This is a genomic window from Novipirellula sp. (assembly GCF_041583735.1).
Lineage (GTDB): Bacteria > Planctomycetota > Planctomycetia > Pirellulales > Pirellulaceae > Novipirellula.
In genome coordinates, this window is sequence record NZ_JBFHFD010000031.1 from 14,119 (window position 1) to 29,390 (window position 15,272).

The window sequence follows — 15,272 nt, forward strand, 5'->3', positions numbered from 1 at the left end:
TCAGGTGCTTTCCATTTCGATGGGCGTGGCGTAGGGTTCCATGTCTTTGATTGGTCGACCGAATGCGACTTTGGGGTATGCGTTTGCATATGTATCTACCATGACCTGCAAGAGAGCAGGCTGATTAGGATCCGACATCATTTTGGTAACCGCAGCGTCAAGCTTGTCCGGGTCAGTGACGGTCTGTGAATCAATGCCGTAAGCTGTTCCAACCTTCTCGAAATCCGGAGCACTGTAGCCCCACATCGTTGATTGGTAACGTGCCTCGAAATAACTTTCTTGAAACTGGCGAACCATGCCGTGACATTTATTGTTCACAACAACCAGTTTGATTGGCATGCAGTTACGCCGAATCGTCTCCAAGTCTTGAATGTTTGTCTGGAACCCGCCGTCGCCCGCAACGACAACACACGGCTGATTGGGAGATCCCATCGCGACACCCAACGCGGTCGGAAGCGCGAATCCCATCGCTCCCATACCTCCTGAAGTTAGGAATCGTTGTCCAGATTTTAGTTTCAGCGATTGTGCGGCCCACATTTGGTGTTGGCCGACATCAGCAACATAAGCCGAAACATCATCGCCAGCATGGGACAACGCGTGCATCAGCACATTCGGATTGATTCCTTTGATATCAGGCTGCTCGCCAATGTCAGGCCACTCATCACGCGACGCATGAATCTCCGCGATCCAGTCGTCACAGGCGATCGGAACGATTGATTGCGACGCGGCAAGACGAAAGAAACTGGCCAAGTCGGCAACCAACGTCGTGCACCCTTTGACGCGGTTGTTCATTTCACCCGGTTCGCAATCGACGTGAAAAATTGTCTTTCTGTCACTGAAAGCGTTAGTGTCCGCTCCGGTCTGACGAACGTCCAGACGGCTGCCCAAAACGATTACGAAATCGGACTTATACAATGCGATGTTGGCCCAACGATTGCCATAGGTTCCAATCATCCCCATTCGCAACGGATGCGAAAAAGGGAGCACATCAACGGCCATCAATGAATGCACGACGGGCACGCCTAGTTTGGTAATAAATTCGTCGAATACTTCGGCGCAGCGACCCGAACGTATTCCTCCGCCAGCCAATACCAGCGGTGACTTCGCCTTTTCCAACCCTGTCATCATCTGGTCAATGAATTTTCCGTCGCCTTCAAACGATTCAATCCGGTCGGGTTTAGCTTCGAAGTCGGGGTTGATGTCACCGCGTTGAACATCCATTGGAATGTCGATTAGAACGGGGCCGGGCCGGCCCGAGACAGCCGCACGAAATGCATAGTCCAGCCGTTCAGGAACATCGGCAGACTCGCGAATCATTAAAGCGTCCTTCGTGATCGGGCGTGCCATTGCAACGATGTCAGTTTCTTGAAATCCGAGTTGGCGGATTTTGCGATCACCTTTTTGCTCGTGCCGATTCACTTGGCCAGTGATGAACACTGCCGGCGTAGAATCAAAGTAGCAACTGCCAATTCCAGTTAGCAAATTCGTAGCACCGGGCCCGCTGGTAGCCATAGCAACGCCAGGGATTCCAGTCATCCGTCCGTATCCTTCGGCGGCGAACGCGGCGGCTTGTTCATGGTGTGTGCTAACGATCTTGGTCTTGCCAAGTTGATGGATCGAGTCCAAGAGGTGTGTGATCATCCCGCCGGACATCTCGAACACCGCGCTCACTTTCTTCTCGCTTAGATAACGAGCAATGTAGTCGGTTGCCTTCATTCTTCCCTCTTCGCTCGATGCCAGTTGATCGTCGTGGCGAGCCCTTGTTTTAGTGGTGTCACCGGATCCCAGCCAATTTGTTTTAGTCGTGTTGTGTCAGCTTCCAAATGCATGATTTGATTGTTGCCGTAAGGCAAATCGCCGAAGCCAAGTGGCAGATTGTCGTCGATTAAGTCTCGCAACTGTTCGATAACGTCTTTTAGTGGAACGGAAGTTCCTGATCCTAAGTTGAAAATGCCCTGACCTGCATCTCCTCTGGTTTTAGCTTTTGCAACGGTCGCAATAGCGCGGGCCGCATCATCGACATATAGAAAGTCCCACATCTGGTGGGCCGCCGTCAATGAAGGTCGGTGGCCGTTGAGCAATGATTCGATCACCGTGGGGATCATGAAACTGGGGGTGTCGCGCGGACCAAAGCACGAAAACAACCGCACCCATGCGAATCGCACATTCCCAATTCGGCAAAGTTGTTGCGTTAAACACTGACTAGCCAGTTTGGAGGCACCGTAGAGGCTCACGGGGTTACATGGCTCATGCTCGGAGATGACACCCTGCTTGGGGCCATATTCAGCTTGGCTGCCGAGTCCGATAAATGACTTTACGCCTGTTCGAATCGCGACTTGGGCCAAATCGATGGTTGCTTGCTGATTCTTCAATTGGATGTTGTCGTCACGATCTACGCCGGTAATTCCAGCCCATCCTAAATGAATTACCGTGTCAGGCTTGAAAGTTTTTACCGCGTTTGTCAACGCATCGCTGTCGTGCAGGTCACCGTCGAAAAGTGTCAGGTTATGAAAATCAAAAAGTTCTCTTGCTTTTGAGCGGTTTCGGGTGAATAGCCCAACTTCGGTCCCTTCGTCTGCCAGCAGTTGTGTTACTGCGGAGCCAATAAAACCAGTTCCGCCAGTTAGGAAGCAACGTTTCATTGCGGCCTAGTGGGCACTCCGTCTACAAAACCTTGAATTGACTCAATGATGTACGCCAGCATCGCCCGGCTCATTCCAGGGTAGGTTCCAATAAAGATAGTTCGGTTCATGATTTCGTCTGCCCCCGCCATGTCGCCTATCATTCGGATTGCTTCGGGGCGTTCTTTGCGTAGTTGGACGAACGCAGGTTGTCGCAATAAATTTCCGCCAAACAGCATGCGATTGCCAATTTGGGCGTCGTCCAGGGCTCTGGCTAAGTCCGTTCGGTTGAATGATGCACCAGGACGTACTGACATTTTAAATCCGAACCAGGAACATTCGGTACGGCATCCGCTTGAGTCCCAGGAAAAGCTGCCGTCGCAGTTCCAACCGGTTGCGTGCGTTGGCAAAGAAAATTCAATCACATCTTCCAGTTCCGCAAGGCCCGCTCGCAGGGTTTGCCAGTTGCGTTTCCTCGCCTCGATAAAACTTGGTAGTTTGTCGAGCTGCTTGCTGCCGATGGCGGCTTGAATGTCCAGTGGCTTTAAGTTGTAGCCCAGGTGGCTGTAGATGTACTTGTGATCGTACCCTTCGGGTAATTCACCGAGTTGCCATGCGAATCTCTTGTTGCAGGTATTGTCTTTGCCCGATGGGCACCAGCAATCTCGCCCCCAATCGCGGAAGCTTTCAACAAGTACTTTAAGGGCTGCTTGTCTGACGATGTTGACGGATCCGCCTTCGCCTAAAGTCAAATGGTGAGGCGGGTAAAAGCTTTGGGTGGATAGGTCGCCCCAGCTGCCCGTGTACTTTGTCAAACTTCCGTCGTGATTCCGCGACTCTTTGGAATAGTTTGAAAGGAGGTTGGATTCCGAAGGAAGTGTGTACGAGCACCCCAAGGCGTCGCAGTTATCTTCAATCAACCAAAGATTATGGTCGCGGCAAAATTCAAGTGTCGTTTTCAGATCAAACGGATTACCAAGCGCATGGGCCATCATCACGGCTTTGGTCTTGCCGGGCACGAAAGCGTCTTCGAGTTGATCGCATCGAGCGTTGCCAGTTACTGGGTCGGCATCGATAAAGACAGCTGTTGCTCCGCACTGGATGATCGGTGCGACCGTCGTCGGAAAACCCGCGGCGACAGTGATAACCTCATCGCCTGGCATAATCCGCTTTTCGGCGGGCAGTTTGTGGCTGGTCAATGCCGACATCGCCACCAAGTTTGCACTCGATCCCGAATTCACCAGCAGTGACTTCCGAACGCCTAGAAAATCTGCGAGCGAATTCTCGAACCGATCTCCCTCGGGACCCAATGTCAACCAGAAATCAAGAGTGCTGTTGACCGCAGCCTCTACCTCGTCCTCGTCGAATACGCGCCCTGCATACGGGATAACGGTTTTGCCAGGAACAAACTCGGGAGTTAGGGGGTCGTCTCCTGGGCGATTGGCACGATGCATGGTACGCGAATATTCACGGGCGAGCGACAGGATTTGTTGACGGATGGCTTGGGGGGTCATGAGGCTCTAGTGCCGTTCAGCAATTAAGTAACGCAGATCCACTGCTGCAATGAAAAAACAATCGGTCTTAGTTTTCGGAAATGACTTAACGTATGAGCAGGGGCAACGCACGGCAGGTAATCGTTTCAGGATGGCGAGGATGACCATGCTAAGTGTTTTTGCAGTGCATTAGCTTGATAAAGGGCGATTTGATTATTCGTGACATCAACAACGTTATCGCCGTTGTGTTCGTCGAGATACCACTGGACCGTTTCTCGAATCGTTTCTTCAAATCCCCAGTTTGGCTTCCAATGGAGAATGTGGTGAGCTTTATCGATCGCCAAATTCAATTTCGTCGCCTCGTGGGGAGCGTTTGGATCGGAATGATCTTCCCACGTGCCAGCCGTGTGTTGGAGCATGGCGTCGACAAGATCAGCGACTGTTCGATTGCTATTGAGATGGGGGCCAAAGTTAAAGCTTGAACGTAGTTGACAGGCGGGGAATGGTGAAAGCGATGGATCGTCCAGGCAGGCTGCGAGCCAAAGATACCCAGAAAGCGGTTCGAGTACGTGCTGCCAGGGGCGAGTGGCGACTTTGTTACGCACCGGGATGGTCTCGCCCGCCTGTAATGCACGAAAGATATCAGGAACGATCCGATCTTCAGCCCAGTCTCCACCCCCGATCACGTTGCCTGCGCGTGCGGAGGCGACGGATACAACAGACGACTCGGCAGGGAAGTAAGAACGGCGATAAGCCTGGGTGACTAGCTCAGCGCAGCCTTTGGATGCACTGTATGGGTCGTAACCGCCCATCGCATCCTCTTCACGATAAGAGTGCACCCACTCGCGGTTCTCGTAGCATTTGTCGGTGGTCACCACGATTACCGTGCATGGACTCGAAAGATGCCGTACGGCATCAAGCAAGTTCGCCGTGCCCATTACATTAGTTTGGAATGTTTCGATCGGAATCTCAAACGATTTACGAACCAGTGGTTGAGCTGCGAGATGAAAGATGAAATCGGGCTGGCAATCCAGCACCGCACGTCGCAAAGTCACTGCATCGCATATGTCGGCCCTAATATCGCAATCGATCTGATCGCGAAGGTTTAGTTGGCCATAGAGTCGCTCGTGCGGCTCGGGATTGCGTGCGTATCCGGTAACCTGGGCACCCAGTGACAGCAACCAACTGCACAACCAGCTTCCTTTGAATCCAGTGTGCCCGGTAATGAAAACGCTTCGCTTGTTAAATCGGCCGGCGAACATTGTTTAGCAATTGGTAGCTTCGGATGAATCGTTATCGAGGTGTGACAAGCTCACGAGGCCCAAACCTTCCAAGGAGCCTTACCGCTGTCCCAGAGTGATTCAAGCTCGTTTCTGTCGCGTAAGGTGTCCATCGGACGCCAAAAACCACGGTGCCGATAAGCAGAAAGCTGGCCATCGGCGGCCAAGCTTGCGAGTGGCTCACGCTCCCAAATCGTTTTGTCGCCGTCGGTGATGTAAGGGAGCACTGATGGTTCGAGTACGAAGAAGCCCCCATTGATCCATGCACCGTCGCCTTCCGGTTTTTCCTGAAATGAGGAGATGCGGTTTGAATGGGTGGCATCGAAGGTTAATGCTCCATATCGTCCAGGAGGCTGGACTGCGGTTAGCGTGGCCGCTGTTCCGGAAGAGCGGTGAAAATCAATTAGTTTAGAAATGTCGAGATCCGAGACCCCGTCGCCATAGGTGAAGCAAAAGGTTCCATCGTTGAGATAGGGGGCGATTCTCGCTAGGCGTCCCCCCGTCATCGTTTCTTCGCCTGTATCCACTACCGTGACACGCCATGGTTCGGCTTTGCGTTGATGGACTTCCATGCTGTTGCGTTGCATGTCAAACGTGACATCCGACATGTGAAGAAAATAGTTTGCGAAATACTCCTTGATCACATAACCCTTGTAGCCAGCGCAGATGATGAAATCATTAATACCATGAGCCGAGTAGGCTTTCATGATATGCCACAATATCGGCCGTCCACCGATCTCTACCATCGGCTTGGGCTTTAGGTGCGTCTCTTCGGAGATTCGTGTTCCGAGACCACCAGCTAGAATGACGGCTTGGGTGGATGTTGATACGAAAGACATTGGGAGAGATCTGAGAACGAATGATTGGATAGACAGCTAGGTAACTAGCTAAAAAGACGCTGGGGGGTTGCGGACGCTTTTATTTGTCCTAGCAGCGAGGGAGTGGCGTGACCGACAAACCAGTAGGCTTCAATACACTCACAGAGATCAAGATGGAATTTCGCGCGGACTTCGTCCACTTGGGTGACAGGCACCCTTTGAGTTTGAAGCGAGTTGCGGTTGCTGGTGGCGGGGCCGTTTGGCTCGTTCACGTGGCAACTTGCTTGTTTTGGTTCTTCTGGCCGCCGTTGGCTTTGCCGCGACGCCCAAACGGTTGTTTCGTCTACCGGCAGAGCTGGTGCCCTGACGCGGAAATCGGTTGCGGATTGCCGAGTCTCTCCTTGCCTGCCCCTTCACGTTGCTTGACGCTCCCGGAGGGAGGGTGAAAGCGACTGTGCGGATGCGGACGCTAAGGTAATTCCTGGCGGAATTTCATGCTCTCGGAGCTGCGAAAAGTATCCTGACTGAACCCCTTGCTAATGACAAGGATGCTTCTACCAAGTTGCTTTAATCTAATCCTCTTCGCAGCGTTTAGTAGGGTTGTAACGGTATTAATTTTCGAGGAAGAGGGGGGCTTAGGGTGCCCCTCCTTGGTCCTCTTAGGGCTGTGTCACTCGCGGGCGGGGGAGACATGGAGACATGGAGACATGGAGACACGGAGACACGGAGACACGGAGAGTCGCGGAGACTTTCGGCTCACCGCGGGATGGAGATGCCGTTGGCGTGTTTTGCCAGATAGCAAGATAGCAAGATAGCAAGATAGAACGTGCAAGCTCAGGTTCATCAGCCCTCCCCGGCCGCTACCCAAGAGGAGGGGAAAACGACACAACGTCACTGCTCTTGAGTTAGTTGTTTGGGCGATTAGTGCCGGTCAATGATGACCGAACCGTGGCTAGCGCCAAAGCGGCTAACGAGATTGGCAGTGGCCGGCGGTAGCTGGGGTTTGAGGTGGACGGTGCACGCATGGTTTCACCAACCCTCCCCGGCCGCTTCATGCGGCCGACCCTCCCAGAAGGGAGGGTGAAATCTCCTTACTCTCCCCCTCTCTCCCTCTCCGTGTCTCCCCCTCCGTTCCTACCCTCGCTGCGCGGGCGGAGCGTGCGGTGCAGGAATTTGCGGAATCGCTTGCGACTGAAGATTCGTTTCTTGACCGGCTCTTCCGCTTTCGGTGGCGGTTCACGAATCACGGGGGCTGACCAGGCCTCTTCGGCGTTGTCCTCGGGCTCGGCCATTTCGTAGCGAGTCTCCTCGAGCGTCTCGTCGAGTAGGTAGTTGCGTTTGACTGCCGTGGGGTGCTTCAGCGGTAGCGACAGTGAACTTGCCACCCGATTTGCCATCTTCCAGTCGGCGGTGACGGTGTGCGTCGCTTCGGGACCGCAGCCAATATTGGAGATCAAATTCTGGGTCGGGACAATGCATAACCCCGAATGGATCCAGGTCGCATAAACCCATTGGTAATCCCAGGTAAAACCAGGCGTGTTGTGGGTGTACCAGAGATGCTCGAGCCACTCGTCACGAACAAATTGGCGGCGAAAGAAACGGTCGAGCCAACCACTTTTGACATCGTCAGGGAACGTCGTCAGCGAGCCATCATAAAGCTGCCATGCGCGTCGCCATGTGGCCCAGCCCCAAATCAGTGAGTAACAACTAAACGAATACGAGGCGTCGCAGCGATCCTGCCACGCTCCGGGATAACACTCGCCCGAAATCGACATCACTCGCGTGTCGTCGCGAAAGCGATCAAGCATCTCGTGGCAAAAGGCAAAAAAGCTGAGATCGGGAACACAGTCGTCCTCCAAAATAATGCCTTCCTCGACATGCGAGAAAAACCAATCGATCGCGCCGCTGACCGCTGCTTGGCAGCCCTCGTTCTGCTCGTGGTACAACGTTTCGACTTCGCAGTCCCAGTCGACTCGCGAGTCGAACTGACGCATCTGTTGGACCGCTTCGGCGTCCTCGGGCACATCGACTCGAGGACCGTCGACGGCGATAAATAGTTGCTTGGGTTGGTAATCGCGAATCGCCGCGAAGACTTGCTCGGCAAGGTCAGGACGGTTGAAGCCGAGGAAGAGGACGGGGGTTTTGGCGTTTGGAGGCATTGGGGAGAAGGGAGAGGGGGAGACAGGGAGTGGGGAGTGGGGAGTGGGGAGTGGGGAGTGGGGAGTGAGGAGTGAGGAGTGAGGAGTGAGGAGTGGGGAGTGGGGAGACACGGAGACACGGAGACACGGAGAGGGGGAGGGGGAGGGGGCTTTTAGTTTAGGGGCTGTTGGGAGGGTTGTGTTGCGTGAGCGTTGGGGAATTCGGCGCGGGAGCCGTAGCGAACGTCGCCAAGACTTTCAGCCCGCCATTTTCAACAGCTGGCCAGCTAGCTGATGAACGAGTCGCAATCGCCGTGCGGATCAAACTCGGCGAAAAATGTAAATCATCAAGGACTGGAACGAACGCTGATGATGGCGGTGGAGCGTATCATCGTTCTGTACAATATCGAGTTCGGAGACGTCTCGCCCCGGTACTTTGTCTTTTTTTCTTCTAGATCAGAATGCTGCATGAACGCTGTTGCAACGATCAATTATGACCGCGAATACTTCGAGTATTTCTATACGTCTTGGCTGACGTACCGAAGCCGATGGCGACGATTCGCGATTCCTGTTGCCATCGTGTTCGTTGCCCTCGCCGTCACCGCACTGTTTCTGCCGGATTTGCATCCAGCGGTTTCCTACGGGGTTTTCGTCGTTGCCGTTCTGAACTTGTTTGATGCTGCCACTCACCGATTTCGTTGGGTGCGTCAACGGTTGGCATCCGTCGCGGTCGACAAGACCGCAGAATTGACGTTCACCGTCGACAAGATTCGCATCATTACGCCAAATAGCGACGGCACGCTTACGTACAACGCATTCGGACAGGTCTCGGTCACATCCAACGGCATCTTTTTGGTGCCCGATTCAGGGGTTTCGATTTACGTGCCTCGAACAGCGTTCGCTAGTGATGAGGAGTTTTACAGAGTGACAGCGAAATTGGAAGAACATGCTACACAACATGCGAAGTCAATCGGCTGAGGTGCGAGCAATGAGACAGGTTCATTTATTTGCACTCGTTGCATTGATGGTGGCATGCGGGGGGAGTTTGAGTGGCGGTGATTTGACGCTTCGCTTTCGGTACGAAGGCGAGCTGCCGGTGCCGCAGGCGATCCAGGTCGACAAGGACGCTGAGTTCTGTGGCCGGCATCCGTTGGTCGACGATAGTTTGTTGGTCCATCCTCAGGATCGTGGGATCAAGAACGTTGTCGTCTTCCTTGACACGGGACGTGGCGGGAGCGAGCTCGCAAAAGTCCCGAGCCTCAAAAGGACGCATACGTTGACTAGCAAAAACTGCCGATTTGAGCCGCACATTTTGGTGATGCAAGCTGGCGACATTCTGAATCTGACGAACTCCGACGCTGTAGGTCACAATGCAAATGTCCCCTTGTTCCGCAATCCTGCATCGGGACTGCTGGTTCCGGTGAACGGGGGACGCCGGATGCAGCTTGATTTGCCAGAGCCGGCACCGATTCCGGTCCATTGCAATATTCACCCGTGGATGAAAGCCTATGTCGTGGTGTTACAGCATCGCTATGTCGGCGTGAGTGACGAACATGGCAGTTTGGTCATTCGAGATCTGCCCGAGCAAGAGCTCACTTTTCGAGTGTTCGTCGAAGCGGCAACGAAACCATTGGGGACAGTGGAGGTCAACGGGAAGCAGGCGGAATGGCCACACAATCGGTTCCGCTACAACGTTCAGGCGAGGCAAAACGATATGGGCACCGTCACTCTAACCGCCGATCACTTCCGTCGTCCCTAACTAAACGACGCCTGTTTCCACCCTTGTGATCTCACTCATCCGTCTTACGTTCTCTGGACTCGCTGCATCGCGGATTTGATCAAGTGCACCATCGCCATCACAACGATCCAGCCCGTTAACAGCGCAGCAGTCAAATAGGCCCCATAAAACCAGATGAACCACCATTTATCAGACGCATAGTATTCCTCCTGCTCGATTGCAAAGGGACTGGCGTATTGCGTCACAATAATTGCCAGAGTCGCTATGACGGCGGAAATGATGACGGATGCCATTAACCAACTGGCCAGCGGCCACCATCGCTTCAGTACCAACCAGCGAATCAAATGGACACTCGCCACCACCGCGGGCAGGGTGGCGAGTCCCAGCAACGCCTTTGTCACAAGGTTCGTATTGTTCAAACCTGGTGCGTCGATCAACGTCGCTAGCAGTGGCGCGGTTGCGACCAGCGGCGACAGTAGTAGCCAACGTAAACTCCATTGCCGCAATTGAATTGATCGGACCAAATAGACGCCTGGTATGTAAAACAGCATCACACTGTAGAGCACCGCCCAGGCAATCGCCGCGGGAAGGGGGGCAAGTTCCGTAGGACGAGGGCTCCAAGGCAGCGGGTTGCTTTCGCGAGGAACCGGTATTGTCGAGTTGAGGCTGGCCATCACTCGTGTTGGAATGGGAGCGTTCTGGCCGATCTGTTGCACCATCGTTGCCTCGCGGACACTCGCACTCAGTTGATTCTGCATCGCCAACCAGGGGGGATGATCACGCCCGGTATCGCTGAGCAACGCCAGTTGACCTGGGTCGGTTAATAGCGGGTGGACGCCGGGTTTGGATGGTGGGATGGACAACGTCCAGGCTAATTCACCCGTCGCTGCGTTTAGCGAGTAAAGCGTTCCGGGCGAGAAAAGATGATGCAGCAGGATTTGATTGGGATGCGATTGGCAGGCTGGCAAGATGCCTTCAAGCTGATCGTCCGACGTCGTGATTAAATCGCGTTTCCACAGCGGCAGTTCGGGCGATTCGGGGCGGATCGCCATGAGGTGATTTTGATCGATCAGCACGATCTCGTCTTTGTTGTCCCCGTCGGTATCACAAACCAAGACGCGACTGCGCCCGCTGAGAACGCCTCGCGGAGCGTCCATTCGAAAATCGGAGACGGTTTGGCCGCGGTGATCCAAGACAATGACCCGCGGTGTGCCATCGAACAAATGCAGGCACAGTCTTTGGGGGCCCTCGGTGGTTCGCAGTGGCAACACTTGCGGACGATAGCGATATTCGTTGTCACTCATATGAATTTGTCCACATTCCGCAGCAACCTCGAACTGGCGTGCCCACAGTTCTTGTCCGTCCGAGGCGGCATGCACTTTCAATATCGCGATTGAACGTTGCTCTCCTGGCGGTGTGACAAAATAGAGCGTGATTAATTCAGGACTCTTGTCATCTTCGAAATCGATTACCGTTGCGGGTGGTGTTTCGCTAAGTGCACGCTCGGGGTTTCGGGCCGGTGGATATGCGGTTTGCCACAGTCTTGCTCCGGTTTTACCATCCAACACTCGTAATTCATTTCGAGCGATTCCCTGGTCGGATTCGGCCGCCGTAAGCGCTGCTTCCCCTGGCACGATCACGTCGAGAATCCCGTCGGCGTTCAGATCGTCGATGCAAAGAGGGACCATGCCCTGGTTGAGTTCCATCGGCGAAACACTGTCGGCCGGAGTTAGCCCGTAGCGTTTGCTCAGCGGTTCGTGCCAACGCAGACGTCCAGTGCGTCCTGAGAAAACAAACAAACCGAGTTGTTTTTGATGACTATTGAAATCGCGGTCGTCTGGATAGTTCCGGTCGCTTGCGGCAACGAAGATGACCTCAGCTGTTCCGTCGCCGTCCAAGTCACGAACGTCGATGGCGTGAACACCCGAAACAAAACGTGCACGAAAATCGGCTGCCCAGATTCGCCGTCCTGTTTGTCCCGATAAAGCAAACAGCGGCACGCTCGGGTTGGGCTTGGCCAAGTTGCTAACGTACACCAGCAAATCAGTCGTTCCATCTCGGTCAAAGTCCCCCAGAGCTGTCCGCGGGTTTTCGCTGTCGTCCGCTGGCTGATGCAACCGATAGTCGTCCGCCAAGAATCCTGCCCCGAGTGATCCATGCTGACGTGGGATCGCAGCAATCACGCGCAGATAGTGCAGGTCACTTTCGGGTAACTGGGTCTTCCACAACACTCGCCCATCACGCCCCGATGCCGCTTGCACGGTTCCGTCGGGCCAGACTCGCGTCAGGTCACGGACACCATCATGATTCAAGTCCACTGTCGCAGACCAGCGTTCACCAAGGCGATTCCACAGTTCACGTGCTTGTCCTCGGAAGCCAATAAGTTTTCCACCCGCATCGAGTGAAGTTCGTTGTTGAGGAACAAACGCAAACAAATCCTCTGCCGTACCCTGCGGCCCCGCGGCGGTTTGGAATTCACTTAAGTTTGCACCCACTCGAGTGACCTTGCCTGTACCGGAAGAGAACGCAACGGCAAGCGATGTTTTTTGGTCGCCTTGCATCGGGTGGACGGGAACCATGAACTGAGGCCACCCATCGCTGCCGGTTTTCCACCACAGCGGCGGTCCCAGGCGGTACCTCACCGTTTCGTTCCGCTCGTTCAACGGATGCTGTCTCACCCATAGCCGTGTCCCGTCGCGACCGGAAAACGCATCCACATATAGATCAAACGCTCGTGACCACAAGGTCGCGACAAAGACATCGGAAACCCCGTCGTTGTCGATATCACCTCCCGTCAAGAAATGGTCCAGTTGTTCGTCCATGGTCTTGAGTTTTCGTTTCCAGCGAAGGGTGCCTGTCGTTGCATCGCGAACTTCGATCTCGCCCCATGCACGTACGGAACTTCGATCGGCCTTGGAAGTGCCACTGGGAAAGATCAATTCGGATCGTCCATCGTTGTCGAGATCGACGACGAGTGGCCATGAAGGGGGCGCGATGGCGGTGTGGCTCCAATCGGCGACCGGCAGTTCGGATTGCAGATCACATGTCCACAACAACCGAGCATCGACGAGTGACCAGACCGTGATTCTGGCGCGAGATTTGGGAGTACCGGCAGCCGACGCAGCGCCGGCAGAAAGACTCTGAGTCAAGATCACTTCATCGGCGCCGTCGCCATCGACATCGATCACGATGGGGGCTCTGCTCGGTTGCACTCCGCAATCAATTGGCTGGCCAATCGCGGTGCCGGTCGCGGAATCGTAGGCAACAAGTCGCGAACCCACCATCATCGTCAGTCGTTTGGGCGACGCCGTGGTGGACTTGCCCCAAGACGCCAACAGCGGCGGGCTTGGAACGTGATGGAAATAGCCGGTGCGTTCAAGTCGAGGCAATTCGCGGCGTATTCCGTTTACAGAAAAGTCGCTCTGCAGGCCCCCGGTCGTGGTCGTTGCGGCGGCGGAGCCAACAAACCAACGATAGTTTTCGGGGACATCCAGTGTCGCTGGCGTGACAAAGTCGGGCTCGTTAAAGTCGCTCCGCCAGATCGTTTTTCCGGATCGTCCGCATACGGTTTCGAGCCAACGGCGGACCTGCGAGGCCGCTTTGTCTTGCTCGGCAATCATCACGGTGAAATCGGTGACACCGTCCTCGTTCACATCTCCCACTGCGGTCGGTGAGTACAAAACGCCGCTAAGGACTCCTTGGTCATTCCGTTCCCAGTCGTTACCGATTTCTTGCTGTAGATCATGTCCCCGTGCGGAGACCCACAGCAACACGCCGTCTGATCCGGAGATCGCCAACACAATCGCTTGATGACGTGCCGCCAAGATGAAATCGTCGATGGCATCGCCGTTGAGATCCACTGCGGGGTTGACGATAAAGGGTGTTAGGTCAAAGCTGCCCCAACCGGTATAAGGACTGCTGGACATCAATCGTTTCCATGGCCATACCCAGCCGGTCGACGGTTTCAGCAGAGGCTGCGCCGTTTTTTCCAGTGGTGTCGTCCATCGCAGACGATTTTGTTGTGGGTCAAAGCATTGCAATCCCGATTCGTCCATCATCACGATCAAGGTTTGTCCATCCGCCGCAACTAGTTTGTAGGTGCTTGGGACATCCAACGGCGGTATCAACAACGATTCGTCGAGTTTGACGTCAAACCGGGGTGATTGACCCCGCAGCAGATTCACACTGTAGGTTTCACTGAGCCGGCTCTCACCGGAAACTTGGACTTGATACTCGCCTGCGGCGATCTCGATGGGTTGCTGGGTCGGTACGGTTTGGCGTGCGACAAGCCTTCCGCCGCTGTCGCGAATCACCGCAGCCAACGGCGGCGTGTCGGTAACGAACGAAACAGGAATAAGCTGGCTTTGGCGATACGCCTGCGTCAAAAACAAAACGACTAGCAACAACGCTGCGGTCGCGGCGACCGATCGAGCGGTCGATTTGAGTGCAGAGCGATGCTTGCGAGTCCACTGCGTCCCTCGTTCAATCCAACTCGCCCGACGTGCCTTGATCGGACGCCCATCCAGAACGGCTCGGCAATCATCTGCAAGCGTTTGAGCCGAATCGTACCGCTGCTCGGGCTGTTTTGCCAAACACTTCAGCAGTATTGTTTCCATATCGCGAGAGAGTGCCGACGCCAGCGAGCGCGGGGGCACCGGTTCTTGGTTCAGAATTTGGTCAATGACCCCCTGAGGTGTCTCGGCCAAATAGACAGGTTGCCCGGTCATCAATTCATAAAGCGTGGCCCCCAGACTGTACAAATCCGTGCGATGATCCAACCGGTCACGCGATGCCGAAGCTTGCTCGGGACTCATGTAACGCGGCGTTCCGATGACAGTGCCGGTCATACTGAGTGCCACATTATCCATCCGCAACGCCAAACCGAAATCGGTCAGCCAGATACGCCCCTCTTGGTCCAGCAACAGATTCGAAGGTTTGATATCACGATGAATAACGCCACGTTGGTGCGCATGCGCGAGTGCGTCGGCTACTTGGACGCCCCATTTCATGGCGGTCATGGGATCGATCGGTTCGGCACGCTCAGCGAGCACATCGGCGAGACTCTGTCCTTGGATGAACTCCATCGCGTAGAAGTTGACGCCATGTTCCAGTCCAACATAGAAGATTGGGACGATGTTGGTGTGATGCAGATGCGCGACCGTTTCGGCCTCGCGACGAAAGCGA

9 protein-coding genes are annotated in these 15,272 nt (G+C 54.6%); 2 read left to right on the plus strand and 7 right to left on the minus strand.

Features of this window, described 5'->3' with window-relative positions:
• The 6 genes from ABX962_RS04490 to ABX962_RS04515 form a co-directional block, all read right to left on the minus strand.
• Positions 1 to 1,716, minus strand: coding sequence for a thiamine pyrophosphate-binding protein (locus ABX962_RS04490; RefSeq protein WP_372717021.1), 1,716 nt, complete (start codon positions 1,714 to 1,716; stop codon positions 1 to 3).
• Entirely contained in the window at positions 1,713 to 2,642 is a 930-nt protein-coding gene (locus ABX962_RS04495; protein ID WP_372717023.1) for an NAD-dependent epimerase/dehydratase family protein, read from the minus strand. The genes ABX962_RS04490 and ABX962_RS04495 overlap by 4 nt, the downstream gene beginning before the upstream one ends.
• Positions 2,639 to 4,135: a lipopolysaccharide biosynthesis protein RfbH gene (gene rfbH / locus ABX962_RS04500; RefSeq protein ID WP_372717025.1), complete on the minus strand. Its 1,497-nt coding sequence runs from the start codon at positions 4,133 to 4,135 to the stop codon at positions 2,639 to 2,641. Before rfbH ends, ABX962_RS04495 begins: the two co-directional genes overlap by 4 nt.
• A gap of 125 nt (positions 4,136 to 4,260) precedes the next feature.
• Positions 4,261 to 5,376, minus strand: a complete 1,116-nt coding sequence (rfbG, locus tag ABX962_RS04505) for a CDP-glucose 4,6-dehydratase (RefSeq protein ID WP_372717027.1) — start codon at positions 5,374 to 5,376, stop codon at positions 4,261 to 4,263.
• A 50-nt stretch (positions 5,377 to 5,426) separates the two neighbouring features.
• A complete protein-coding gene (gene rfbF / locus ABX962_RS04510) occupies positions 5,427 to 6,233 on the minus strand; it encodes a glucose-1-phosphate cytidylyltransferase (protein ID WP_372717029.1) in 807 nt (268 codons plus the stop codon).
• 1,070 nt (positions 6,234 to 7,303) lie between these two features.
• Positions 7,304 to 8,371 (minus strand): glycosyltransferase family 2 protein, encoded by a 1,068-nt coding sequence (locus tag ABX962_RS04515; protein WP_372717031.1) that lies wholly within the window; start codon positions 8,369 to 8,371, stop codon positions 7,304 to 7,306.
• Positions 8,372 to 8,818: 447 nt separating this feature from the next.
• On the opposite strand from ABX962_RS04515, the gene ABX962_RS04520 reads away from it, so the two are divergent.
• A complete protein-coding gene (locus tag ABX962_RS04520; protein ID WP_372717033.1) occupies positions 8,819 to 9,328 on the plus strand; it encodes a YcxB family protein in 510 nt (169 codons plus the stop codon).
• On the plus strand, positions 9,309 to 10,109 hold the full coding sequence (locus tag ABX962_RS04525; protein WP_372717035.1) for a methylamine utilization protein: 801 nt from the start codon (positions 9,309 to 9,311) through the stop codon (positions 10,107 to 10,109). Before ABX962_RS04520 ends, ABX962_RS04525 begins: the two co-directional genes overlap by 20 nt.
• Before the next feature lie 44 nt (positions 10,110 to 10,153).
• Here the strand turns inward: ABX962_RS04525 and ABX962_RS04530 are convergent, their stop codons facing one another.
• A complete protein-coding gene (locus tag ABX962_RS04530; protein ID WP_372717039.1) occupies positions 10,154 to 15,238 on the minus strand; it encodes a protein kinase in 5,085 nt (1,694 codons plus the stop codon).
• Between the last annotated feature and the right edge of the window lie 34 nt (positions 15,239 to 15,272).